The sequence below is a fragment of the Rhizobium sp. Rhizsp82 genome (assembly GCF_047325115.1).
Taxonomy (GTDB): domain Bacteria; phylum Pseudomonadota; class Alphaproteobacteria; order Rhizobiales; family Rhizobiaceae; genus Rhizobium.
The window spans coordinates 381,574-405,389 of sequence record NZ_CP168571.1; the positions used below are offsets into that span (position 1 = coordinate 381,574).

The following is a 23,816-nucleotide window of genomic DNA, read 5'->3' on the forward strand; positions in this document are numbered from 1 at the left end:
ACCGTCATGAACATCACACGCAGAACATTCGTCAGCACCGCGGCGGGCGTTGCGGTCGCCGGCATGCTGCCGAACCGGCTTTTCGCGCAGGCAAAGAAGCCTGCCAGCCCTGTCACCATCACCATCGCAGACGTCGCGGGTAACCTGGCGCTGACCCAGGGCATGTTCGAAGCCTATGCTGCCGAGAAGGCCGATTGGGTATCGAGCTTTGCCTTCACCAAGGCACCGGCACCGGAACTGCCGGGCAAGATCAAGGCGCAGCAGGCCGCAGGCAAGGTCGATATCGATCTGGTGCTGACCGGCACCGACGCGCTGTCGGCCGGTGTCGACCAGGGCCTCTGGATCGATCTCGGCGCCCACAAATCCGAACTGCCGAACCTCGAAAGCATCCTGCAGCCGCAGGCCTTCAAGATGCAGGGCCTCGCCAAGGATCAGGGCGTCGTCGTCACCTATTATCCGTCGGGCCCGCTGATCGAATATATGCCCGACAAGGTCGCGACCCCGCCGAAGACGGCGCAGGAACTGCTCGACTGGACCAAGCAGAACAAGAACAAGTTCCTCTATGCCCGTCCGGCCAATTCCGGCCCCGGCCGCACGCTGCTCATGGGCCTTCCCTATCTGCTCGGCGACAGCGATCCGCGCGATCCGGCAAAGGGCTGGTCGAAGACCTGGGAATATCTGGCCGCTCTCGGCGAGAATATCGAATATTACCCGACCGGCACCGCCGTCGTCTTCAAGGAACTCGGCGAAGGCACGCGCGACATCGTCGCCACGACCACAGGCTGGGATATCAACCCGCGTGCGCTCGGCATCGTTCCGGCCGAAGCCAAGGTACAGAAGCTTGATGGCTTCCACTGGGTCACCGATGCCCACTACGCCGTCATTCCGAAGGGCGTTTCCGACGAGAAAGTCGCGGTGCTGATGGATGTCCTGAACTACATCCTGCAGCCTAAGCAGCAGGCGATCGCCTATGACGCCGGCTATTTCTATCCGGGTCCGGCCGTCAAGGACGTGACGATCGACATGGCGCCGCAGGAAAGTCAGGACGTGATCAAGGAATTCGGCCGTCCTGAATATGCCGACTGGATTGCCAACAACCCGCTGGAAACGCCGCTCGAGCCGAAGCAGCTCGTCGAAGCCTTCCGTATCTGGGACGAAAAGATCGGCGCCAAGAAGGGCTGATCTCAAAAACGGCGCCGGCCGGTTGAGCCGGCGCCCCTCATTGCTTTTGACATATGGAGCTTGGATTGAACGCGCCAGTCCAGAACGCTGCGCCGTCTTCGCGCAACAATGCCCGCCTCGAACTCGACGGCATCCGCCGCTCGTTCGGCGCCTATAACGCGCTCGACGGTATCGATCTCGCTATCGAGCCCGGTGAGTTCATCGCGCTGCTCGGCCCGTCCGGCTGCGGCAAGTCGACGGCACTGAACTGTATTGCCGGACTGCTCGGCCTTTCCGGCGGCGAAATCCGTCTCGGCGGCAACCGCATCGATCAGCTGGAGCCTGAAAAGCGCGGCTTCGGCATGGTGTTTCAGAGCTACGCCCTCTTCCCGCATATGAGCGTGCGCAAGAATGTCGGCTTCGGCCTTGCCATGCAGGGCATCAAGGGACCGGAGGCTGACAAGCGGATCAATGATGCGCTGGCGCTGGTGCGGCTGGAAAGCCAGGCGGAAAAACTGCCCGGTCAGCTCTCCGGTGGCCAGCAGCAGCGCGTGGCGATTGCGCGTGCCGTCGTCATCCGCCCGCCGATTGTCCTCATGGACGAGCCGCTGTCGAACCTCGATGCCAAGCTGCGTCTCGAGATGCGCGCCGAAATCCGCGGCATCCACGACCAGATCGGCTCGACCACGATTTACGTTACCCACGACCAGGACGAGGCGCTGTCGCTTGCCGACCGCATCGTCGTCATGAGCCAGGGCCATATCGAACAGATCGGTACGCCGCAGGATCTCTATCAGCGGCCGGTCAATCTGAATGTCGCAGACTTCATGGGCTTCCGAACCCGCATTCCCGGCAAGGTCGTTTCGGTTTCCGGTGACGAAGCCACGATCGAGGCTGCCGGTGCGCGGTTGACGGGCACGATGCGCACGCCGCTGCAGGCCGGCGAAAGCGCCGTCCTCTCCGTTCGCCCGGAAGATCTTGTCGCGACGGGCGCCGCGGATGGCATCCCGGCGACGGTTGCCAGCATGGAATATCGCGGCCGCGCCTTCTTCGGCATGGCCAAGGCCAAGGATGGGTCGGACCTCTATTTCCGCGCCGATGACCCGCTGGCGCGCGGCGCCGAGACGCGGTTGCAGCCCGTCGCCGGACGGGCGCTGCTCTTCAAGGGAACTCCCGCATGAGCGGGCCGTCGCTCCGCACCCGGCTTGCCGCCCGCGGCCTCGACGGCACGACCTTGCTGGTCCTGCCCGGCCTGATCTTCATGATCGCGCTGTTCGTCTATCCGTTCATCTACGGCGTCGTCGATTCGCTGACGCCGAAGGATGGTGGGGCGTGGTATGCGAATTACGTCAAGTTCTTCAGCGATCCCTTTCAGTACAACACCATCGGCGCGACCATGTGGCTGGCGCTGCCTGTCACCATCGTCAACCTAACGCTCGCCGTGCCGATTGCGTTTCGCGTCCGCCTCATGCGGCGCCAGCGGTTGCTGACGACCATCCTTGTGCTGCCGATCACGCTCGGTACCGTCTTCGTCGCTGATGGTCTCCTGACGTTCCTCGGTCCGCGCGGCTGGTTCAATCACACGCTGCTGGCGCTCGGCATCTTCAGCGATCCCGTCAAGCTCACCAACAATTACTGGGGCGTCTTCGCCTCGCTGCTGATCACCGGCTTTCCCTTCGCCTTCCTGCTCACGCTCTCCTACGTCACCGGCATCGACCCGGCGATCGAACAGGCAGCGGCGACGCTCGGCGCCAGCCCGCGCCAGCGCTTCTTCCGGGTCTTCCTGCCGCTTCTGGTGCCGGGGCTGGCCGTCACCTTCTGCCTCGCCTTCGTGCAGGCCTTCGCGGTCTTCCCCTCCGCCGTGCTGCTCGGTGCCCCGGCCGGGCCGACGCGCGTCATCTCGATCGCGGCCTATCAGGCGGCCTTCGAGCAGTATGATCATTCGCTGGGTTCGGCGATCGCGCTCATCATGGGAGCCGTCGAACTCGTCGTCGTGGTGGCGATCCTCGGCTGCCGTTCCTTCTTCTATCGCGGCCCTGCCGGCGGCACGAAAGGCTGAGCCATGATCCGTGATCAGGGACTGACATCGAAAATCTGGCGCTTTGCCGTCTGGGCCGTTGCCGCGCTCTTCATCCTCAACCTGCTTGCCGTCATCGCCGTCGTCATCATCAATTCCTTCTCGACGCGCTGGCTCGGCACCTGGCTGCCGGCCGGCTGGACGACGCGCTGGTATTTCAGCGCCTGGAAGGAGTTCCAGCTGTCGAGCGTTGTGCTCGTCACCTTCGAGATCGTGTTCACCGTGACGCTGATCTCGGGGATCCTCGGCGTGATGACTGCTTACGCGCTGGCGCGGCGGGATTTTGCGGGCAAGAAGCTGATCGTGCTGCTTTTCCTGCTGCCGCTCCTCATTCCGCCACTGACTTACGGCATTCCGCTTGCCACCGTGCTCTATCAGCTTGGTCTCGGCGGTACGTTCTGGGGCGTGGTGCTGATCAATCTCGTGCCGTCCTTCCCCTTCGTCGTGCTGGTCATGATTCCGTTCATCGAGCAGATCGATCCGCGTATCGAGGCGGCGGCCCGCGTCTTCGGGGCGGGAACGACGAGCCTCTTTATCCGCATTCTGCTGCCGCTGCTTCTGCCCGGCATGCTGGCCGCGCTGCTCTTGGTGCTGGTGCGCACCATCGCCATGTTCGAGCTGACCTTCCTGATCGCCGGGCCGACGACGCAGACGCTTGTCGTGTCGCTCTATTACGCGGTCTTCGCCTCGGGCGTGCGCGCCGCGCAGTCGATCGATGCGATGGCGGTGATCTACATGATCACGACGCTCTTCTGGCTCATCATCGCGCTGCAGTTCGTCAACCCGACGCAGATCGTTGCCCGCGCCAAGCAGCAGTCTTCGCACTAAGCACTCTGGTTCGCGCTTCGCATGAAGCCGATCGTCGCGAACCAGAGGACGACGCCAATGCCGATCAGGACCGCAGCGATGGCGTACTGAACGGGATCGCGCCCGGTCCATGGGCCGACCAGGAAAAGGCAGGTCGCGGCACCGAGGATCGGTACGATGGTCGGGGTGCGGAAATGCGGGTGATCGACCTTGTCCTTGCGCAGCACGAGGACGGCGATGTTGACGACGGCGAAAACGCCGAGCAGGAGCAGCGCCGTCGTGCCGCCAAGCGCGGGTACGCCACCGGCAAACAGGATCAGCCCGACGGCAAGCAGCGAGGTGAAGCCGATCGCTATGTAGGGCGTCTTGCGGCCGGCATGCACCTTGCCGAGCACTTCGGGCAGCACCTGCTCGCGGCTCATGCCGTAGATCAGCCGGCTTGCCATCATCATATTGATCAGCGCCGAATTGGCGACCGCAAACATGGTGATGATGCCGAAGACGCCGATCGGGAAATTCGGCGCTCCCGCCTGCACGACCTTCAGGAGCGGCGTCTCGCCTTCGCCAAGTTCGGCGGCCGGCACCAGCGTGATCGCCGAAATGGCGACCAGCACATAGATGACGCCGGTGATGAAGAGACCGCCGAGCAGCACCTTCGGGAAAATCCGGCTCGGCTGCTTGCACTCCTCGGCCATGTTGACCGAATCCTCGAAGCCGACCATGGCGAAGAAGGCGAGCGTCGTCGCCGCGATGACGGACCAGAAGACGCCGTGCTCGCTGCTCGGCTGGAAGGTCCAGGCGCGCGACACATCGCCTTCGCCGCCCGCGATCGCCCAGAAGCCGATGCCGATGATGATCAGCAAGCCCGTCAGTTCGACGACGGTCAGGAGCACGTTAAGCTTCACGCTCTCGCCCACCCCGCGGAAATTGACGGCGGCGACCAAGGCGATGAAGGCAACGGCGACGAAGGTGACGCCGAAATCGCCGAAATCGAAACCGAAGGCTTCCGAGAAATTGGCGGCGAAGGCGCGCGATGCCGTCGAGGCCGAGGTGATGCCCGAGGACATGACGGCAAAGGCGATCAGGAAAGTCAGGAAGTGGATGCCGAAGGCCTTGTGGGTATAAAGCGCCGCACCGGCCGCGCGCGGATACTTGGTGACCAGCTCGAGATAGCTGAGCGCCGTCAGCAGCGCGACGACGAAGGCGATCAGGAAAGGAAGCCAGACGACGCCGCCGACTTCGGCCGCGACCTGTCCGGTCAGCGCGTAGATGCCGGTGCCGAGGATGTCGCCGACGATGAAGAGGAGCAGCAGTCCCGGCCCCATCACCCGCTTCAGCTCCGGCTGCTCCGGCAAGGTTTCCAACGGCACACCGCTCATGAACTCCTCCTTGAATGTCAGCCGCTCAGGCTCCCTTTTTTGGAACTAGAGCGGGAATTCTGGAAGAAAAGCAGAGATTTGCCCGTCAGGCGTGCCGCGTCTCAGATCGAGAAGGCTTCCTTGAGGCCGAAGCCCTTGCGCTCGCGAAGGTCGAGATCGGCTTCGATATGGGAGATGTGATGCACCATCAGATGGCAGGCGCGGTCGAGATCGTTGGTCTCGATGGCGGTGACAATATCGCCATGTTCGGAATGGCCGCAGCTCGAAACGGCGGACTGGCCGTAGAGGGCAATGACCAACGAGGAGCGGGCGACCAGCTCCTCCATGAAGCGCTGCATGATGGCATTGCCGGAGATCGTTGCCAGCGTCAGATGAAAGTCACCAGAGGCCTTGATCTCGGCGCGCCGGGCCGTCTGGCCGCGTTCGCCAATCAGCCGGCCCTCTTCCTGCAGCAACTGCCTCAGGTACTGGATTTGCGACGGCGTGATGCGGGCAGCCGCCTCGCGCAGGATGCCGGGCTCGACGAGCCGGCGGGCCGCAAAGATCTGCCGCGCTTCCTCGGGCGAGGGGTAGGCGACGAAGGCGCCGCGGTTTTTCTCGACGCTGACCAGCCCTTCATAGGAGAGTGCCTGGAGGGCGGCGCGTGCCAGAGTGCGGCTGACGTTGAAGAGGTTTCCGACGTCCGCTTCCGACAGCTTGGTTCCGGGCGAAAGCCGCCGCTCGACGATCGCTTCGCGGATGGCGTCGCGGATCTGCTGCGTGCTGCTATCGGCTGAATCGTCGCCCTGCGGTAGCGCGTTGGCTGATGGGGTCATTGGAAAAGGCACCTCTTGCAACCGCAATGATAGCCAGCTTCGGGTCAAAAGTTAAACGAATTTTGCGCGCAAAATGGCGCTCAAATTGTATACGATCCTTTGCGTAAATTGCAGACGAAAGCCTATTTCCTGTGCAGAATTTTCACCGCCTCTAAATTGGGCTTTCGCCGGTCTGGCGCCGATTCCCATTGAATTCTAGGGCTTTGACGCAGTGCAATAGAAACTGGCACGGCAGATGCATTGTCTTACTCGAACAGGGGAAGACATGATGTCGAAAGCGGCAGAGATCGATATTGCATCCGTTTCCAAGGTCTATGGCTCCACGACAGCGGTGCATGCCATCAGCCTCAAGATCCCGGCAGGGTCATACTGCTGCTTCCTTGGCCCGTCGGGCTGCGGCAAGACCTCGACACTGCGGATGATCGCAGGCCACGAGACCATTTCATCGGGCGACGTGCGTCTCGGCAACACTGTCGTAACCGACTTTCCGCCGGCCAAGCGCGGCACGGCGATGATGTTCCAGTCCTATGCGCTCTTCCCGCATCTCGACCTCGTCGACAATGTCGCCTTCTCGCTGAAGATGAAGGGCGTCGAGAAGGAAGAGCGCCGCGCCAAGGCGCTCGAGATGCTGAAGCTGATGCAAATGGACGTCTATGCATCCCGCCGTCCGGCGCAGCTTTCCGGCGGTCAGCAGCAACGCGTGGCGCTGGCGCGCGCGTTGATCACCGATCCGGAAGCGCTGCTGCTCGACGAGCCGCTGTCGGCGCTCGATCCGTTCCTGAAGATCCGCATGCGCGCCGAGCTCAAGAAGCTGCAGAAGACCCTCGGCATCACTTTCGTGCATGTGACGCACAGCCAGGAAGAGGCGATGGCGCTCGCCGACGTGATCGTTATCATGAACGACGGCAAGATCGAGCAGGCGGCTTCGCCGCGCCAGGTCTTCGAGCAGCCGGCAACCGCCTTCGTCGCCCGCTTCATGGGCGATCACAACGTGCTCTCCGGCCGCGTCGTTTCGGTCAAGGACGACATGCTCGTGCTGGAAGCGCCGGAGGGGCAGACCTTTTCGGTGCGCGGCAACGGCAAGCTGGCCGGTGAGCCGGTCGATATCGGCGTGCGCACCGACCGCGTCCGCCTCGAGGCGGCGAACGACAAGACGCTCGGCTTCGGCGGCATCGTCTCCAACATCGAATATCGCGGCGCGACGGTGAAGATCACCGTCATCGGCGCGGGCAGTGACGACTTCACGGTCATCGCGAGCGACGGCGATTATTTCGCCAAACCCGTATCGGTCGGCGATGCGGTGTCTCTGAGTTGGGCTCTGGAGGACGCCGTCCTCCTCGGCCGTGCATGAACCTCACCACCATAAGAAGGGGAACTGACATGACGACTGAAAAGACGACAAAGCCGCAGACGGGTATCTCCCGCCGCTCGCTTCTCAAGACCGGCGCTGCCGCAATCGGCGCTGCTGCCGGCTCCGGCCTGATCACTGGCTTCCCGACGATCTGGGCGCAGTCCAACATCACGCTGCGCCAGTTCGGCACCGGCGTTTCGAACATCAATGCGATCGCCGAACAGTGCAAGAAGGATCTCGGCATTACGCTCGAAATGACGGCGACCGATTCCGACGCGGCTGCCCAGCGCGCCGTTACCCAGCCTGACAGCTACGATATTGCCGACATCGAATACTGGATCCTGAAGAAGGTCTATCCGACCGGCGTCATCCAGCCGATGGACGTCAAGAAGCTGAAATATTACGACAAGGTCGTTCCGCTCTTTAAGAACGGCAAGCTGAAGCCGGACAGCGTCATCGCCCAGGGCACCGCGCCGCACACCGTCGGCTATGTCGAGAGCGCCGATGCCAAGACCTTCGCCAAGAGCGAGACCGAACTCTTCACCATGATGCCGACCATCTACAATGCCGATACGCTCGGCATCCGTCCCGATCTCGTCGGCCGCGATATCACCAGCTGGGCCGATATCATGGATCCGAAGTTCAAGGGCAAGACCTCGATCCTCAACATCCCGTCGATCGGCATCATGGATGCCGCGATGATCATGGAATCGCTCGGCAACATCAAATATGCCGACAAGGGCAACATGACCAAGGAAGAGATCGACAAGACGATCGAATTCCTGATCAAGGCCAAGGGCGACGGCCAGTTCCGCGCCTTCTGGAAGAGCTTCGACGAGTCCGTCAACCTTATGGCCTCCGGCGAAGTCATCATCCAGTCCATGTGGTCGCCGGCCGTCGCCGCCGTCCGCTCCAAGGGCATCGCCTGCAAATATCAGCCGCTCAAGGAAGGCTACCGCTCGTGGGGCGGCGGCCTCGGCCTCGCCTCGCACCTCAAGGGCGCCGAGCTCGATGCGGCCTATGAATACATCAACTGGTACACGTCCGGCTGGGTCGGCGGCTACCTCAACCGCCAGGGCTACTACTCGGCCTGCATGGACACGGCCAAGAACTTCATGACGGCCGACGAGTGGGGCTACTGGATCGAAGGCAAGGCGGCGCAGGGCGATATTCTGTCTCCGGAAGGCAAGGTCATGGAAAAGGCCGGTGCAGTCCGCGACGGCGGCTCCTTCGAAGAGCGCATGGGCCATGTCGCCTGCTGGAACTCCGTCATGGACGAGGACCGCTACATGGTCCGCCGCTGGAACGAGTTCATCGCCGCTTAAGGCGGTTGCGGTTTCCCCTCCCCAGAAAGCGGAGGGAGTTAGCAGAGGCCGCGACAGAACTTCTCCCTCCCCCTTGTGGGGAGGGCTGGGGAGGGGTCTTTGGATCCCTCTCGCTCTCCGTTTCAAAAGTCCGAGAGGATGGCAGATGGCAACGATCGCTTCCGCACAGCCGGCTGAAAAACTCGACCGCGTCCGACGCCGCAGCGCCCGTCTACCGTCGGTGGCGATCTCCTATCTGCAGGCGCTGCCGCTCTTCGTCATTCTCGGAGCCTTCTTCCTGCTGCCGATTGCCATGATCGCCGTCGTCAGCTTCTGGGACTACGATTTTGCCGGTCTCTATCCGGCCTTCCTGACCATGAACTACACCGATACGCTCGGTTCCTGGGTCACCTGGAAGACCTATCTCAACACGCTGAAATTCACCGTAATCGTCTGGGCGCTGACGCTCTTCATCGGCTTCTGGGTCGCCTACTTCCTGGCCTTCCATATCCGCAAGACCTCGACGCAGATGATCCTGTTCCTCGTCTGCACCGTCCCCTTCATGACCTCGAACATCATCCGCATGATTTCCTGGATCCCGGTTCTCGGCCGCAACGGCCTCGTCAATCAGGCGCTGGTCTCCGCAGGCATCGTGCCGCAGCCGGTCGAGTGGCTGCTCTATTCCGATTTTGCCGTCGTGCTCGCCATGGTCCACCTCTACACGCTATTCATGGTGACGCCGATCTTCAACACGCTGATGCGCATCGACCGCTCGCTGTTCGAGGCGGCGCGCGATGCCGGCGCCAGCGGTTGGCAGGTGCTGTGGAATGTCGTGCTGCCGCTCGCAAAGCCCGGCATGGCGATCGGTTCGATCTTCGTCGTTACCCTCGTCATGGCCGACTTTTCTACCGTCCAGGTCATGTCCGGCGGGCAGAGCGCCTCGGTGGCGCTAATGATGAAGAACCAGATGTCGCTGCTGCAATATCCGGCGGCGGCCGCCAATGCCGTCGTCCTTCTCGCCGTCGTGCTCCTGATGGTCGCCGCCATCCTGCGCGTCGTCGATATCCGCAAGGAGCTCTGAGATGAACCGCGAAACGCGCAGCCTCGAATTCTATGTGCTCGCCCTGTTCTTCATCGTCTTCGTGCTGTTTCTCTATGGCCCGCTCTCGGCGATCCTGATCCTGTCCTTCCAGGGGCCGGATGGCGGCCTGACCTTCCCGCTGAATGGCGTCTCGGTACACTGGTTCTTCAATCTCTTCGAGAAGCAGGCGGTCGGCGATTTCGGCGCCTCCTTCACCCGCTCGTTCACGCTCGGCCTGATGGTCATGGTGGTGACGGTCGTGGTCTCGCTGCTCGCCGGTCTCGCCTTCCGCCGGAAGTTCCGGGGATCCACCGCGCTCTTCTATGCAACGGTTGCGAGCCTCGTCGTGCCCTCGATCATCATCTCGCTCGGCATCGGCGTCGTCTTCCAGCAGAGCGGCCTGAAGCCCGCCTGGTATTCTTCGGCTTTCGGCGCCCATCTCACCTGGACGCTGCCCTTCGGCGTGTTGATCATGTTTGCCGTCTTTAACCGCTTTTCGCCGGCTTACGAAGAGGCGGCGCGCGATCTTGGCGCCAGCTCCTGGCAGACCTTCCGCCATGTGGTTCTGCCGATGATCCTGCCAAGCCTGATCGGCGTCGGCCTGTTCGGCTTCACGCTTTCCTACGACGAATTCGCCCGCACACTGATGACTTCAGGCAGCTACAACACGCTGCCGCTCGAAATTTACGGCATGACCACAAACGTCACGACGCCGGTGCTCTATGCACTTGGCACGGTCACGACGGTCTTCTCCTTCACCATCATCCTCGGCACGCTCGGCATCATGACAATGCTCGGCCGCCGTCAGGCAAAGATCAAATAAGATGCGCATATTGCTGGTCAATCCGAATACTACGGCCTCGATGACCGAAAAGGCTGCGGTTGCCGCCCGCGTGGTCGCCGCATCCGGCACCGAAATCATCGCCGCGACCTCGCGGATGGGGCCGGTATCGATCGAGGGGCACTATGACGGCGCGCTAGCTATCCCCGGTCTGCTGGCAGAGTTGAAGGAGCGGCAGACGGACGGCTACGATGCGGCCATCATCGCCTGTTTCGACGATACCGGGCTGGAGGCCGCCCGCAGCTTCTGCGACGTGCCCGTGCTCGGCCTCTGCGAATCCGCCGTGGCGACCGCCGGATTTCTGGCGCAGCGCTTCACGGTGGTGACGACGCTGGAGCGCTCGCGCGTGCTGATCGACAACCTGGTCCGGCGCTACGGCATGGGCGACCGGGCCAAGGTTCGCGCCTCGGATATCCCGGTTCTTGAGCTGGAGAACGAAGCCTCGGGCGCGATCGGCACGCTGCGCGCCGAGATCGAGCGGGCGCTTGCCGAAGATGGCGCCGAGGCGATCGTGCTCGGCTGCGCCGGCATGACCGATCTCGCCCGGGAACTCCAGGCGCATTACGGTGTGCCCGTCGTCGATGGCGTTGCGGCCGCCGTCAAGCAGGCGGAAGCGCTGGTCTCGCTCGGTCTTTCGACGAGCAAGCGCGGCTCCTACGCCTCGCCGCTGGCGAAGCCCTTCACCGGCGCGATGAGCCATTTTGCACCGGCCGGATGATGCCGGCCGCGTCACCTTGACGCCCTAGCCGCATCCCCGATCACTCTCTCCTCGACAGCTTCCGCGTCAGGTGCTTTCCTGATGCCTCGCGCGCACTATCTTCACTGCGCCGAAGCCCAAGACGGAGGATCAGGTCAGTGTCGCAGCCATCCACCCCTCCGGGCGCGCCGGGCATCGAGCCGCGCTGGACCTCAAGCGACAAGACCGCCGTCGGGCGCGCTGCCGGGGAGGCGGGCAATCTCTGGTTCACCGCCAGCCACGGCATCCTCAACGAGGTCTACGCGCCGCGTCTTGACCAGGCGAGCATCCGCGATTTCGGCTTCGTGGTGACAGCCAAGGACTATTTCTCCGAAGAGAAGCGCGATGCCGATCATCTCGTCGAAACGCTTGAAGACGGCGTTCCCGCCTTTCGCCTGACCAACACATCCAGAGACGGCCGTTACCGGATCACCAAGGTGATCCTCGCCGATCCCGATCGTGAAGTCGTGCTGCAGGACATCCATTTCGAAGCGCTGGTCGGTGATCTCCAGGATTATCAGCTGCACGCGATCGTCTCGCCGCATCTCGTCAATGGCGGCGCCAACAACACAGGCTGGTACGACGATTTCAAGGGGCATCCGATGCTCTTTGCTTACGGTACAGGCCGCTCGCTGGCGGTCGCCTCGTCGGTGCCGTGGCTTGCGCGCTCGGTTGGCTTCGTCGGCTTTTCCGATGCGTGGCAGACTTTGTCGCGAGGCCAAGGTCTGCGCGAGGACTATCAGCGCGCCGAGGACGGCAATGTCGCACTTGGCGGTACGATCGACCTGTCGCAGACGGGCGGGCGTGCCCTGCTTGCGCTCGGCTTCGGAACGCAGCCCGAGGAGGCTGCCTTCCGTGTGCTGCTCAGCCTGCAGCAGGGCATCGAACCGGCGCTGAAGACATTCAAGTCAGGCTGGCGCGAATGGCAGGGCAAGCTTCTGCCGCTCGACGAGCCGCATGATCCGCGCGAGCTCAACCGTTACCGTGTTAGCACCAGCGTTCTCGCCACCCATCGCGACGATGCCTCTGGCGCGATCATAGCCAGCCTTTCGATCCCCTGGGGTTCGGCGAAGGGTGACGATGATCTCGGTGGCTACCATCTGGTCTGGACGCGAGATCTCGTGGAGACCGCGGGCGGGCTGCTGGCGGCCGGTGCCAAAAAGGATGCGCTTGCCGTCCTCGATTATCTTGTGGCGACGCAGGAGGCCGACGGCCACTGGGTGCAGAATTCCTGGCTGGACGGGCGCCCCTACTGGAAAGGCATCCAGATGGACGAAACCGCCTTTCCGATCCTGCTTTACGACATGCTGCTGCGGGCAAAGGTGATCGGCGCTGCCGATGCCGGCCGCTACACGGCGATGATCCGGGCTGCCGCCCGCTATATCGTCCGGAACGGTCCCTGCACCCAGCAGGACCGGTGGGAAGAGGACGGCGGCTATTCGCCCTTTACGCTTGCCGTCGAGATCGCCGGGCTGCTTGCGGCCGCCGATGCCATGGATGCTTCCGGCAAGGCGGATGTGGGGCGCTACCTGCGTGAAGTCGCCGATAGCTGGAACGAGCAGATCGAAAGCTGGACCTACGCGACCGGGACGGAGCTGTCGAAAAGCCTCGGCATCCACGGCTACTACATGCGGATCGGCAGCTTCACCGGCGAAGGGCACAAGCGCTCCCCGGCGCTGGTGCCGATCAAGAACCGCACCAATGCGGACATGACGCTGGAATCCGGTCTGCTCGTCAGCCCGGATGCACTGGCGCTCGTCCGTTTCGGCTTGCGGGCGGCTGATGATCCGCGGATCGTCAATACGGTGAAGGCGATCGACGCGCTGCTGAAACGCGACCTTCCGGCCGGCCCGTACTGGTATCGCTACAACGAGGATGGCTACGGCGAGAAGGAGGACGGCTCGCCCTTCGATGGGGCCGGTATAGGCCGCCTCTGGCCGCTTCTGACCGGCGAGCGGGCGCATTTCGAGATCGCGGCCGGACGGACCGAAGAGGCCACCAGGCTGCTGGCGACGCTGGAGGCATCTGCAAGCCCCGGCGGCCTGCTGCCGGAGCAGATCTGGGACGAGGCCGATATCGCCGACAAGGAGCTTTTCCTCGGCCGCCGCTCGGGCAGTGCCATGCCGCTCGTCTGGGCGCATGCCGAGCATATCAAGCTGTTGCGCTCGCTGAAGGACGGCGCCGTCTTCGACATGCCGCCTCAGACATTGGCGCGCTACGTCAAGGGCCAGCCCGCTCCAGCGCCGTGGATCTGGCGCACCAACTCGACCTACGACACCATTTCGGCCGGGCGCCTGCTGCGCTTCGAGCTGTTCGAGCCCGCCTATGTCCACTGGTCGGCGGATGGCTGGAACACGGTACATGATGTGACGGCGCGGGACACGTCGATGGGCACCTGGATCGCCGACCTCCCGACGGATGGTATCGCTGTCGGCTCGGTCATTTCCTTCACGATCTTCTGGACCGGCCGAAACGACTGGGAGGGCCGGGATTTCCAGATCGCGGTCACGACCTAGTTCTTCCCTCCCCGGCCTATCAACGCGACATTTCAAAGCAGGATTTCCCCATGGACGCCCCCGCCGATAGCTCCACCACGCAGAAGACGGTCCTCGCCATCGATCTCGGTGGTTCGCATGTCAAAGTGCTCCTCAGCACCGGCGGCGAAAAGCGGGCGATGGTCTCGGGTCCGGACATGTCGCCGGACAAGATGGTCAAGGCGGTCAAGGAAATGGCGAAGGGGCTGGAATTCGACGTGATCGGCATGGGCTATCCCGGCCCGATCGAAAACAACCGGCCGTCGCTCGATCCGCACAATCTGGCACCCGGCTGGAAGGACTATGATTTCGAAAAGGCCTTCGGCAAGCCGCTGAAGCTCGTCAACGACGCGCTGATGCAGGCGATCGGCAGCTATGAGGGCGGGCGCATGCTGTTTCTCGGTCTCGGCACCGGCCTCGGCGCGGCGATGGTCGTCGACAAGGTCTGCCTGCCGATGGAGCTAGCGCATCTGCCTTACAAGAAGAAGCAGACCTTCGAGGACTATGTCGGCCTGCGCGGGCTGGAGGCACATGGCAAGACGAAGTGGCGCAAATCTGTTGCCGATGTAGCCGCGCGGCTGAAGGCGGCGCTGCAGCCCGACTACATCGTCATCGGCGGCGGCAATGTCGACAAGATCAAGGACCTGCCGGAAGACTGCCGCCGCGGCGACAACGAAAACGCCTTCAAGGGCGGCTTCCGGATCTGGCAGGATCCCGAGCTGAAGCTGTGACCCCGCCGGTCCGGCCGGCTATTGGCCGGCCGCTGGCAGCACCTCGAACTTCCAGAATTTCTCCGGCTTGAGATAGTCGTTGGCGAAGGCGCGGACGTCCTTGGCAGTGATCGTGTCGTAGCCGGTAAGATTGGCGCGCACGCGATCGAGACCACGCGGATCCGTCTGCGCGTTCTGCAGATATTCGATCCAGTATTCGTTGCTCTGCTGGCGGTGTTTCAGGGTTTCGATGATCGGCGCCCGGGCCCGGGCGAGCTCGTCATCCGAAATGTCCTTTGCCTTCAGGTCGGCCGAGACCTGGTCGACGAGCTCGAAGAAGCGGGGCAGCTTCGCCGGCGTGGTGTCGACATAGATATAGGCATAGCCGTAGCCCGGAATGTCCTTGGAGAGGTCGACATCCGCCTGGACGCTGTAGCTCGCGCCCTCGGCGATGCGGAACTGGTCGATCAGCCGGTTCTGGATGACCTGCGAGGTCAGATTTGCCGTGAAGGACCGCGGCAGATCGGAGAGCATGTCGCCGACAGGTGCGGCGACGATCGCCGCGGCATTATCCGGCCGTCCCGTATGTGTGCCGATCGCAGGCGCCGCCTGGGCCGCCGGGAAGCTCGCCGTCTCGCCATGCGGAGCGCTGTCGGGGCGGGCGGGCAGGGCGCCGAATGTCCGCGCCGTCAGCGCGATCGCTTCGTCGGCCGTGATGTCGCCGACCACGGTCAGGCTGATCGGCCCTGTCGTTGAAGAGTTTTTCGAATTCGCTCGGCTGCGAGGAGGCCAGCTCGGCTCGTTCCGGGAAGGTCCAGCGTGGATCGCCGCCATGCACCAATCCGGCAAAGTCGCGGCTGATGACGCCGCCGGGCGTTGCGGCATATTGGTTGAGCCCGTTCAGATAGGCCTGCTTGACGCGGTCGAAGACCTCCGGGCGGTATGCCGGGTCCGACGTATAGGCGGTCATCAGCTGCAACTGGATCAGGAGATCCCTGGTCCGCGTCTGACCGTTGAACCGGAACGCACCGTCCTCCACCGAGAAGTCGATGTTGAACATGTTGGCTGCCAGCACCCGTTGAATATCGGGGTAATCCATGGCTTTCACGCCCGAGAGAACGACGGCGGGCGACGCCCAGAGCACGGATGTCTGATCCTTCGGCAGGCTGTTGCGGCCATAGCCGATATCCTCGCGCACCAGAACCTCGTCGGCTCTCAGCTTGGTGGGCTTGACGGTCAGGCGCACGCCATTGGCAAAGCGCACCATCGTCAGGCCGAGATCGCTGACCTCACGGCGCTCGGCGACCGTGCCGGGCGTGCCGAAATCGGTATAGGGCCAGACGAGGTTTGCAGCGGTTTCGGGGGCGGCGACCGTCACCGCACGGGAGGCCTCGTAGGCTTTCTTGATCTCATCGGTACCGCCCTTCGGCGGCTCCGCCGTCATCAGCACGACCTGTGGGCCGTTGCCGGAAAAGGTGGTGGGCAGGGCGTCGTTGACTTCCTTGGCGCTGATATCCTTCGTCATCTTTTCGAAGAGCGCGAGATCGTCGGCCGGAGAAGTAAAGACCTGGTCGCTATCGACAGTGTAGGCGAGCGAAGAGGCGAGATCGGTGCTCGTGCGCGTCGCCGCACCCGAGGCCGCTGATTGCAGGTAGGCGCGATATTCGGTGACCTCGCGGTCGAGCTCCTGCTGCGATACGCCGAATTGCAGGAGACGGCGCTGCTCCTGTTCGATGCTGCTTAGGGCAACCTGCCACTTTTCCGGATCGCTGTTCGCGGTGATCATCACCGCGTGGGCAGATTCCAGAATGTCCTGCGAGCCGGCATTGGCGCCGGTAAAGGGCGCGTTGGGCTTGCTGGCGATCGTCGAGAAGCGCCGCCGCAGCACTGAAAGACCAAGATCTTCCACCATCTGCTGGCGCCGTTTGGCGTAGGTGTCCGGGGCGGCATCGAAAGGACGCGTCCAGACGATCTGGGCGCTCGTCATGCCACTCGGGATGGTCAGGAGATCGACGCTTTCCGTCTTCGGCTTCAGGGCGCCGAGATCAGGTGCAGGTGCTGGCGCACCATGAGCCTGCCAGTCGCCGAACCGCTTGCGGATATCGGCCTCCAGCGCGGCCGGATCGACGTCGCCGACGACCATCAAGGCCGCCCGGTCCGGACGGTAATTGGCATTGTAGTAGTCGCGGACGCGATCGACCGGAGCCGTCTTGATGATATCGACCTTGCCGATCGGCGAGCGCGAAGCGGCGCGCTGTCCTTCAAGCAGGATGTTGGTGATGCCGATTGCTGCCCGATATTGCGGCGTGTCGCGTAACCTTTCTTCCGACAGGATCACGCCGCGCTCGCGATCGAAGGCGCCGGCATCGAGCGTCAGTTCGCTGGCGGTTTCCCGCATCAGCATCAGGCCGGTCGAGAGCGTGTCGCTGTCGACCTCCGGCAGATCGAGCGAGTAGACCGTTTCGTCATAGGCGGTATTGGCGTTGGTATCGGGGCCGAAGGCCAGTCCCTTGCGCTGCAGGATGCGAATCATCTCGCCTTCGGGAACATGGGCCGAGCCCTTGAAAGCCATATGCTCGAGAAAATGCGCCAGTCCCTGCTGGTCGTCGTTCTCGTCGAGCGAACCCGAGCCGATGCGGAAGCGAATCGCCGCCTGCCCGGGCGGGGTGGCGTTGTGCATGATCGCATAGCGCATGCCGTTCGGCAGAACTCCGAAGCGCACATCCGGGTCTGCGGGAATGTCGCTCTGCGTCTGCGGCCACGGGTGGGACGGCTGTTCGGCAAGGACTGGAGTGCTCGATACCGCGATGGTGCCGAGGGCGACTGCTGCGATGAGGCGCAAACAGTTGAGGTGACGCATCTGGATCTGGTCCTGCCATTGATTGGGAACGGTGTCAGGCGGGAAACCTCGCATAGCCCTTGGCGCGCAGCAATATGCGCCATTCGAAATGGATAAAGCTTGGTAACGAAAGTCTCAATTTAAGCGATACCGAAGACGTTGCTATGCAACCGATTTCGTGCGGCAGTTGACCGGCCGAAATGGAGCCGCAGATCGCTTTGGGACGCTAACTAAAACTGATTTTTTGATATAAAACAAAAAGCTTGATTTAAAAAATCTCCCAGAATAGCGTGGCAAAAAATCAAATTCAATAAATGAGGAACACCAAGCATGCGGGCTAAAGCCACCCTGAACCGGGAATTCACGATTTCGAACGTCGACAAGCGCGTCTATGGCTCATTTCTCGAGCATATGGGCCGTGCCGTCTACACCGGTATTTATGAGCCGGGTCACGAAAAGGCTGATAAGGACGGTTTCCGTACCGATGTTCTTGATATGGTGCGCGATCTCGATATGCCGATCGTGCGTTATCCGGGCGGCAATTTCGTTTCGGCCTATCACTGGGAAGACGGTATCGGGCCGCGCGACCAGCGCCCGACCCGCCTCGATCTGGCCTGGCGCACCCGCGAAACTAACCAGATGGGCGTCAACGAATTCGCCGACTGGTCGAAGCTTGCCAAGACCGAGATGATGCTGGCGATGAACCTCGGTTCGCGCGGCCTCAACGACGCCCGCAACTTCCTTGAATATTGCAATCATCCCGGCGGCACCTACTGGAGCGACCTTCGCGCCAAGCACGGCTACAAGGATCCGCACAATGTCCGCATCTGGTGCCTCGGCAACGAGATCGACGGTCCCTGGCAGGTTGGCCACAAGACGGCGGCCGAATATGGCCATCTCGCCAACGAAGTGTCCAAGGCCTTCAAGTATTTCGACAAGACGCTCGAAACCGTGGTCTGCGGCTCGTCCAACGACAAGATGAAGTCCTATCCCGAATGGGAAGCGACCGTTCTCGATGCGAGCTATGACAGCGTCGACTACATCTCGCTGCACAAGTATTTCGGCAACGAGGAAAACGATACGCTGAACTACTACGCCAAGGCGATCGAGCTCGACCGCTACATCGTCACCATCGGCGGCGTTATCGATTACATCAAGGCCAAGAAGCGCTCGAAGCGCGACGTGAAGATCTGCTTCGACGAATGGAACGTCTGGTATCACGACCGCAAGGAAGACGACCAGCGCTACAAGAACTGGGATTGGCCGGAAGCCCCGCCACTGCTCGAAGAACTCTACAATCTCGAGGACGCGATCTTCGTGGCATCGCTGATCAACGTCTTCATCCGCCGCTCCGACCGTGTCAAGATCGCCTGCATGGCGCAGCTCGTCAACGTCATCGCGCCGATCCTGACCAAGGCCGGCGGCCCGGCATGGCGCCAGTCGATCTACTACCCGCTGCAATTTGCCTCGAAATATGGCCGTGGCACCGCGCTCTCGGTCTCTGCGTCAGGCCCGACTTACGATTGCGACGTGGCGCAGGACGTTCCCTATCTCGATCTCTCGGCGGTTCAGCAGGAAGACGGCAAGACGATCGCCGTCTTTGCGATCAACCGCAGCCTCGACGAGGCGATGGACCTCGATGTCGATCTTCAGGGCTTCAAGGGCGCGAAGATCCTCCAGCATCACACGATGGTCGGCGATGATCTGAAGGCGCGCAACTCGGTCGAGGACCAGAACCGCATCGTTCCCAAGGCGGGTTCCGGGCTGCAGATCACCGATGAGGGCAAGCTCACCGGCTCGCTGCCGGCGAAGTCCTACCATTTCATCCTGCTCTCTGTCGCTTCGGCGTGAACTGATTGCCACCGGGGCAGCGGAGGAGGCTGCCCCGATGGGAGTTCCAACCGGGAGGACATATGTCTGGGATCAAACTGACCGAGGTCAGCAAGTCGTTCGGAGCCTTCAAGGTCATCCACGGCGTCGATATCGAGATCGAGCAGGGCGAGTTCGCCGTCTTCGTCGGCCCGTCCGGCTGCGGAAAGTCGACACTGCTGAGAATGATCGCCGGGCTCGAGGAAACGAGCGGCGGCCAAATCAGCATTGAGAACGAGGACGTGACGCATCGCGAGGCGTCGAAGCGCGGCGTGGCGATGGTCTTCCAGTCCTACGCGCTCTACCCGCATCTCTCGGTCTTCGAGAACATGGCCTTCAGCCTGTCGATCGCAAAGCGGCCGAAAGCGGAGATCCAGCAGAAGGTGAAGGCGGCGGCCGATATCCTGCGGTTGACCGACTATCTGCAGCACAAGCCGAGCCAGCTCTCCGGCGGCCAGCGCCAGCGCGTCGCCATCGGCCGTGCCATCGTGCGTGAGCCGCGCGTCTTCCTGTTCGACGAGCCGCTCTCCAATCTGGACGCGGAACTGCGCGTGAAAATGCGCATGGAGATTGCCCGCCTGCACCGACAGATCGGCGCCACCATGGTCTACGTCACCCATGACCAGGTTGAGGCGATGACGCTGGCCGACAAAATCGTTGTGCTGAAAGACGGCGTCGTTCAGCAGGTCGGCGCTCCGCTCGATCTCTACCGCGATCCCGCGAATATGTTTGTCGCCGGCTTCATCGGCTCGCCGGGCATGAATTTCCTGAAGGGCAAGGTTGTCGCGGCAGGGCAGGGCTCGGCCCGTATCGAACTTGACGATGCAGCCGGCCAGGCCTTCGACCTGCCGACGCGGGCGCCCGTCGACACCGGCGCGCCCGTTCATGTCGGCGTTCGCCCTGAACATATCGGCCTTGGCGCCGGGGAGGGCGTGACGCTGCCGGTGACGGCTGAATTCACCGAGGAGCTCGGTGGCACCGGCTATCTGCATGTGCTGACGGCAACCGGTGCGGAAATGACGGTCGAGTGCCGCGAGAGCAGGCCTCAGCCGAAGGAGAAGATCAGCCTCTCGCTGAGAGTGTCTGAAATGCTGGCTTTCGATGCCGAAGGCAGAAGGCTCAGCTGATGGATGGCCGCCGAGGGGATCGGCGGCCGGAGCATGACTGCAGAAATGTGATCCGCAATCCTTGGAGGAGGCGCGCGGAAAGCGCCATCCCGCGACCCGGGGTGACCCGTAACCCATGTTTAAGAGGAGGAACAAACGTGAGAAAGCTTGTGAAACTCGCCGTTTCGGCGGCCATTGCATTGCTGCCCTCGGCGGCCGCATTCGCGCAGACAGATGTGACCTGGTGGGACTTCCTGAGCGGCGGCGACGGCGTGCGCATGAAGGCGCTGATCAAGGAATTCAACGACACCCATCCTGACATCAAGATCAACGCCACGACGCTGGAATGGGGCGTGCCCTTCTATACCAAGGTGCAGACGGCAGCTGCCGTCGGCCAGCAGCCCGATATCATGACCTATCACATGTCGCGCTATCCACTGGCCGTTCCGACCGGCATCCTGCGCCCCTTCAGCGATGAGGAACTGGCATCAGCCGGCATCAAGAAGGAGAATTATGTCGATGCGGCCTGGAAGCAGGCGACCTTCGACAACAAGGTCTACGGCATCCCCTTCGACGTCCACTCGATCGTTCTCTATTACAACAAGAACATCCTGAAGGAAGCCGGCCTGCTGGGTGACGATGGCCTGCCGAAGGGCCTTGATGGCCTCGACAATTTCAATGCCGCGCTCGAGAAGATCAAGGCAACCGGCAAGGTCGAATATCCGCTGTCTCTGCATACCGACGAAGGCGGCTCGATGTGGCGCGTCTTCTACACCCTGATCGCCCAGCAGGGCGCCAAGTTCATGGACGGCGACCAGATCCTTCCGGGCGATGCCGGCGTCAAGGCGCTGCAGACCATGGCGAACTGGGTTTCAACAGGCTATTCGCCGAAGCTGATCTCCTACGAAGCCTCGATCGCGCTCTTCACCTCCGGCAAGGCTGCGATGCACGTCAACGGGGTCTGGGAAGTGCCGACCATGACTGACCTCGCCAAGAAGGGCGAACTCGGCTTCGAATGGGGCGCGATCGAAATCCCGAACCTGATGGGCACGCAGGCCACCTGGGCTGACTCCCACTCCTTCGCCGTGCCGAACAGCGAGAGCAAGCCGATCTCGCCCGAGAAGCTGAAGGCCGTGCTGCAGATCATCGCCTGGATGAACGAGCACAGCATTTCCTGGGCCAGCGCCGGTCACATCCCTGCCTACAAGCCGGTGACCGACAGCCAGGAGTTCAAGGGCATGCAGCCGAACGCCACCTATGCGAAACTCGCCGATACCGCCGTCTTCGACCCGGTTTCCAAGCTCGCAGGCGTTGCCGGCCCGATCTACGAGGCAACCCAGAACTTCGTGGTTCCCGCGCTCAACGGCCAGCTTGATCCGGCCGATGCGATCGACCAGATGCGCGAAGAGCTGGAAAGCCAGAAGTAACGAGCGGCTGGCCGGGGGGCTTCCCCGGCCAGCACTTCCGCTGTGGGAGATGATCTGTGGTCAATACCGAGAAGAGACGCAAGACGCTGACGGCGATCGCCATGATCGCCCCGTTCCTGATCGCCTATGCGACCGTCTTTGCCTATCCAGTCTACAAGATGTTTGAGCTGAGCTTCACGGACGCGCCGCTGGTCGGCGAGGGCCAGTGGGTGGGCTTCGACAATTACGTGAAGCTCTTCCACCAGAAGCTCTTCTATACGTCTGCCTGGAATACCGGCTATTTCGTCGTGCTGACGGTCATCCCGAACACACTGATCGGCCTCGGCCTGGCGCTGATGGTCGTGCGTCTCAAGGGCTGGGTGCAGAGCCTGGTGCTGGTGCTCTTCTTCATCCCCTATATCCTTCCCGTTTCCGTCGTCACGCAGATCTGGAAGTGGGTTCTCGACCAGCAGTTCGGCGTCGCGCAATTCGTTATCGAGGCAGCGACCGGCAAGCGCGTCAGCGTCTTTCGCGATCCAATCTGGGCCATGCCGATGGTGGCGCTGGTCACCGTCTGGTGGACCAACAGCTTCAACCTGCTGCTTTTCATCGCTGGCCTCCGCAACATTCCGAACGATTACTATGAGGCGGCGATGCTGGATGGCGCGACGCGCTGGCAGTGCTTCAAGCGCATCACCTGGCCGCTGATCTGGCCGGTCACGGCGCTGGTGCTGACGCTGCAGCTGATCCTGCAGCTGAAGATCTTCGACCAGGTCTATCTGCTGACCGAGGGCGGGCCGTTCAATTCGACCTACGTGCTCCTGCAACTCGTCTATCGCGAAGCCTTCCGTTCGAACCATGGCGGCACGGGCTCGGCCGTCGCGGTGATCCTGTTCATGATCATCGTCGTCGTGTCGGTGCTGCAGTACCAGTTGCTGCGTGTAAGGGAGCGCTGAGATGCCCGGCAAGACAATCGGCAATGCGCTGCTTCTCGTCCTGACGCTCCTGATCGCCTGCATGTGGGCCTTCCCGATCTACTGGGCGGTCATCACCTCGATCAAGCCGGAGCAGGAGGTCGTGGCAAAGACGACCTTCATCCCCGACGTCCTGAACTTCTCGGGCTATTACTATGCGCTGTTCGAGACCAAGCTCTCGACCTGGTACCTGAATTCGATCGTGACCTCGGTCACGGTGACCATCGTCGTCATCCTGATCAGCGTCATGTGCGCCTATGCGCTGTCGCAGATCGTCTTTCCCGGCCGCAAGCTGCTTTACGGCATCATCCTGGCAAGCTTCATGGTGCCGTCGCAGGCGCTGGTGATTTCGCAGTTCGTGCTGATGCACAAGCTGAACCTGATCAACACCTGGGGCGGCATCATCCTGCCGCAGCTGATCGTCCCCGTCGTTGTCATCGTCTACAAGCAGTTCTTCGATTCCGTGCCGAAGGAGCTGCGCGAAGCGGCCAAGCTCGATGGCTGCGGCGAGTTCCAGATCCTCTTCAAGCTCTATCTGCCCCTGAACTGGGGGATCACCACGGCGCTGGCGATCATCACCTACATCATGGCCTGGAATGCCTTCCTCTGGCCGTTCCTCGTCACCAACTCGGACGACATGATGACGATCACGGTCGGCATCACACAGACCCGCGATGCCTTCGGCGTCAAATATGCGCGCGACATGGCGGTCGCCATTCTGGCTGCGATGCCGGTGGCGGTTGCCTATCTGCTGTTTCAGAAGCGGGTGACGCAGGCGCTGATGCTGTCGTCCGGCATCAAGGGGTGACGTGCATGAGACTTTGCT

The 23,816-nt window shown here is 62.3% G+C and carries 18 protein-coding genes and 1 pseudogene; 16 read left to right on the forward strand and 3 right to left on the reverse strand.

Translation table 11 applies throughout. The annotated features are described in order from the left end of the window. The first annotated feature begins 6 nt into the window (after positions 1 to 6). The 4 genes from ACEN84_RS25970 to ACEN84_RS25985 are packed head-to-tail and all read left to right on the forward strand — an operon-like array spanning position 7 to position 4,066. Positions 7 to 1,182 (forward strand): extracellular solute-binding protein, encoded by a 1,176-nt coding sequence (locus ACEN84_RS25970; protein WP_112715053.1) that lies wholly within the window; start codon positions 7 to 9, stop codon positions 1,180 to 1,182. Positions 1,183 to 1,235: 53 nt separating this feature from the next. Continuing rightward, entirely contained in the window at positions 1,236 to 2,342 is a 1,107-nt protein-coding gene (locus ACEN84_RS25975) for an ABC transporter ATP-binding protein (RefSeq protein ID WP_413712197.1), read from the forward strand. Continuing rightward, on the forward strand, positions 2,339 to 3,220 hold the full coding sequence (locus ACEN84_RS25980) for an ABC transporter permease (protein ID WP_413712198.1): 882 nt from the start codon (positions 2,339 to 2,341) through the stop codon (positions 3,218 to 3,220). The genes ACEN84_RS25975 and ACEN84_RS25980 overlap by 4 nt, the downstream gene beginning before the upstream one ends. Positions 3,221 to 3,223: 3 nt before the next feature. After that, on the forward strand, positions 3,224 to 4,066 hold the full coding sequence (locus ACEN84_RS25985; RefSeq protein WP_112715059.1) for an ABC transporter permease: 843 nt from the start codon (positions 3,224 to 3,226) through the stop codon (positions 4,064 to 4,066). Here the strand turns inward: ACEN84_RS25985 and ACEN84_RS25990 are convergent. Both ACEN84_RS25990 and ACEN84_RS25995 read right to left on the reverse strand, forming a co-directional pair. Beyond that, entirely contained in the window at positions 4,063 to 5,424 is a 1,362-nt protein-coding gene (locus ACEN84_RS25990) for an APC family permease (protein WP_413712199.1), read from the reverse strand. The two genes, ACEN84_RS25985 and ACEN84_RS25990, sit on opposite strands and share 4 nt — an antisense overlap. Before the next feature lie 101 nt (positions 5,425 to 5,525). Further along, a complete protein-coding gene (locus tag ACEN84_RS25995) occupies positions 5,526 to 6,239 on the reverse strand; it encodes a GntR family transcriptional regulator (RefSeq protein ID WP_413712200.1) in 714 nt (237 codons plus the stop codon). A gap of 268 nt (positions 6,240 to 6,507) precedes the next feature. On the opposite strand from ACEN84_RS25995, the gene ACEN84_RS26000 reads away from it, so the two are divergent. From ACEN84_RS26000 to ACEN84_RS26030, 7 genes are all read left to right on the forward strand, one after another. After that, positions 6,508 to 7,590 carry an ABC transporter ATP-binding protein gene (locus ACEN84_RS26000; RefSeq protein ID WP_413712541.1) on the forward strand — a complete coding sequence of 361 codons (1,083 nt, stop codon included), beginning with the start codon at positions 6,508 to 6,510 and terminating at the stop codon, positions 7,588 to 7,590. A 29-nt stretch (positions 7,591 to 7,619) separates the two neighbouring features. Continuing rightward, a complete protein-coding gene (locus ACEN84_RS26005) occupies positions 7,620 to 8,915 on the forward strand; it encodes an ABC transporter substrate-binding protein (RefSeq protein ID WP_413712201.1) in 1,296 nt (431 codons plus the stop codon). Between the two features lie 145 nt (positions 8,916 to 9,060). Next, positions 9,061 to 9,975, forward strand: coding sequence for an ABC transporter permease (locus tag ACEN84_RS26010; protein WP_413712202.1), 915 nt, complete (start codon positions 9,061 to 9,063; stop codon positions 9,973 to 9,975). 1 nt (position 9,976) lies between these two features. Beyond that, positions 9,977 to 10,798, forward strand: coding sequence for an ABC transporter permease (locus tag ACEN84_RS26015; RefSeq protein ID WP_199625819.1), 822 nt, complete (start codon positions 9,977 to 9,979; stop codon positions 10,796 to 10,798). A gap of 1 nt (position 10,799) precedes the next feature. Then, positions 10,800 to 11,534: an aspartate/glutamate racemase family protein gene (locus ACEN84_RS26020; protein ID WP_413712203.1), complete on the forward strand. Its 735-nt coding sequence runs from the start codon at positions 10,800 to 10,802 to the stop codon at positions 11,532 to 11,534. A 137-nt stretch (positions 11,535 to 11,671) separates the two neighbouring features. Continuing rightward, positions 11,672 to 14,068, forward strand: a complete 2,397-nt coding sequence (locus ACEN84_RS26025; protein WP_413712204.1) for a glucan 1,4-alpha-glucosidase — start codon at positions 11,672 to 11,674, stop codon at positions 14,066 to 14,068. 50 nt (positions 14,069 to 14,118) lie between these two features. Continuing rightward, complete coding sequence (locus tag ACEN84_RS26030; RefSeq protein WP_112715078.1) at positions 14,119 to 14,817, forward strand: ROK family protein; 699 nt, start codon at positions 14,119 to 14,121, stop codon at positions 14,815 to 14,817. Between the two features lie 18 nt (positions 14,818 to 14,835). Here the strand turns inward: ACEN84_RS26030 and ACEN84_RS26035 are convergent. Then, positions 14,836 to 17,656: pseudogene (locus ACEN84_RS26035) on the reverse strand (M16 family metallopeptidase). Between the two features lie 309 nt (positions 17,657 to 17,965). Here ACEN84_RS26035 and ACEN84_RS26040 point away from each other — a divergent pair. The 5 genes from ACEN84_RS26040 (at position 17,966) to ACEN84_RS26060 (ending at position 23,798) form a co-directional block, all read left to right on the forward strand. Next, complete coding sequence (locus tag ACEN84_RS26040; RefSeq protein WP_413712205.1) at positions 17,966 to 19,486, forward strand: alpha-N-arabinofuranosidase; 1,521 nt, start codon at positions 17,966 to 17,968, stop codon at positions 19,484 to 19,486. A gap of 62 nt (positions 19,487 to 19,548) precedes the next feature. After that, positions 19,549 to 20,631 carry an ABC transporter ATP-binding protein gene (locus tag ACEN84_RS26045; protein ID WP_413712206.1) on the forward strand — a complete coding sequence of 361 codons (1,083 nt, stop codon included), beginning with the start codon at positions 19,549 to 19,551 and terminating at the stop codon, positions 20,629 to 20,631. Positions 20,632 to 20,768: 137 nt separating this feature from the next. Then, positions 20,769 to 22,037: an ABC transporter substrate-binding protein gene (locus tag ACEN84_RS26050; protein WP_413712207.1), complete on the forward strand. Its 1,269-nt coding sequence runs from the start codon at positions 20,769 to 20,771 to the stop codon at positions 22,035 to 22,037. Between the two features lie 101 nt (positions 22,038 to 22,138). Then, complete coding sequence (locus ACEN84_RS26055) at positions 22,139 to 22,972, forward strand: carbohydrate ABC transporter permease (RefSeq protein ID WP_413712542.1); 834 nt, start codon at positions 22,139 to 22,141, stop codon at positions 22,970 to 22,972. 1 nt (position 22,973) lies between these two features. Beyond that, on the forward strand, positions 22,974 to 23,798 hold the full coding sequence (locus tag ACEN84_RS26060) for a carbohydrate ABC transporter permease (protein ID WP_112718630.1): 825 nt from the start codon (positions 22,974 to 22,976) through the stop codon (positions 23,796 to 23,798). Positions 23,799 to 23,816: the final 18 nt, after the last annotated feature.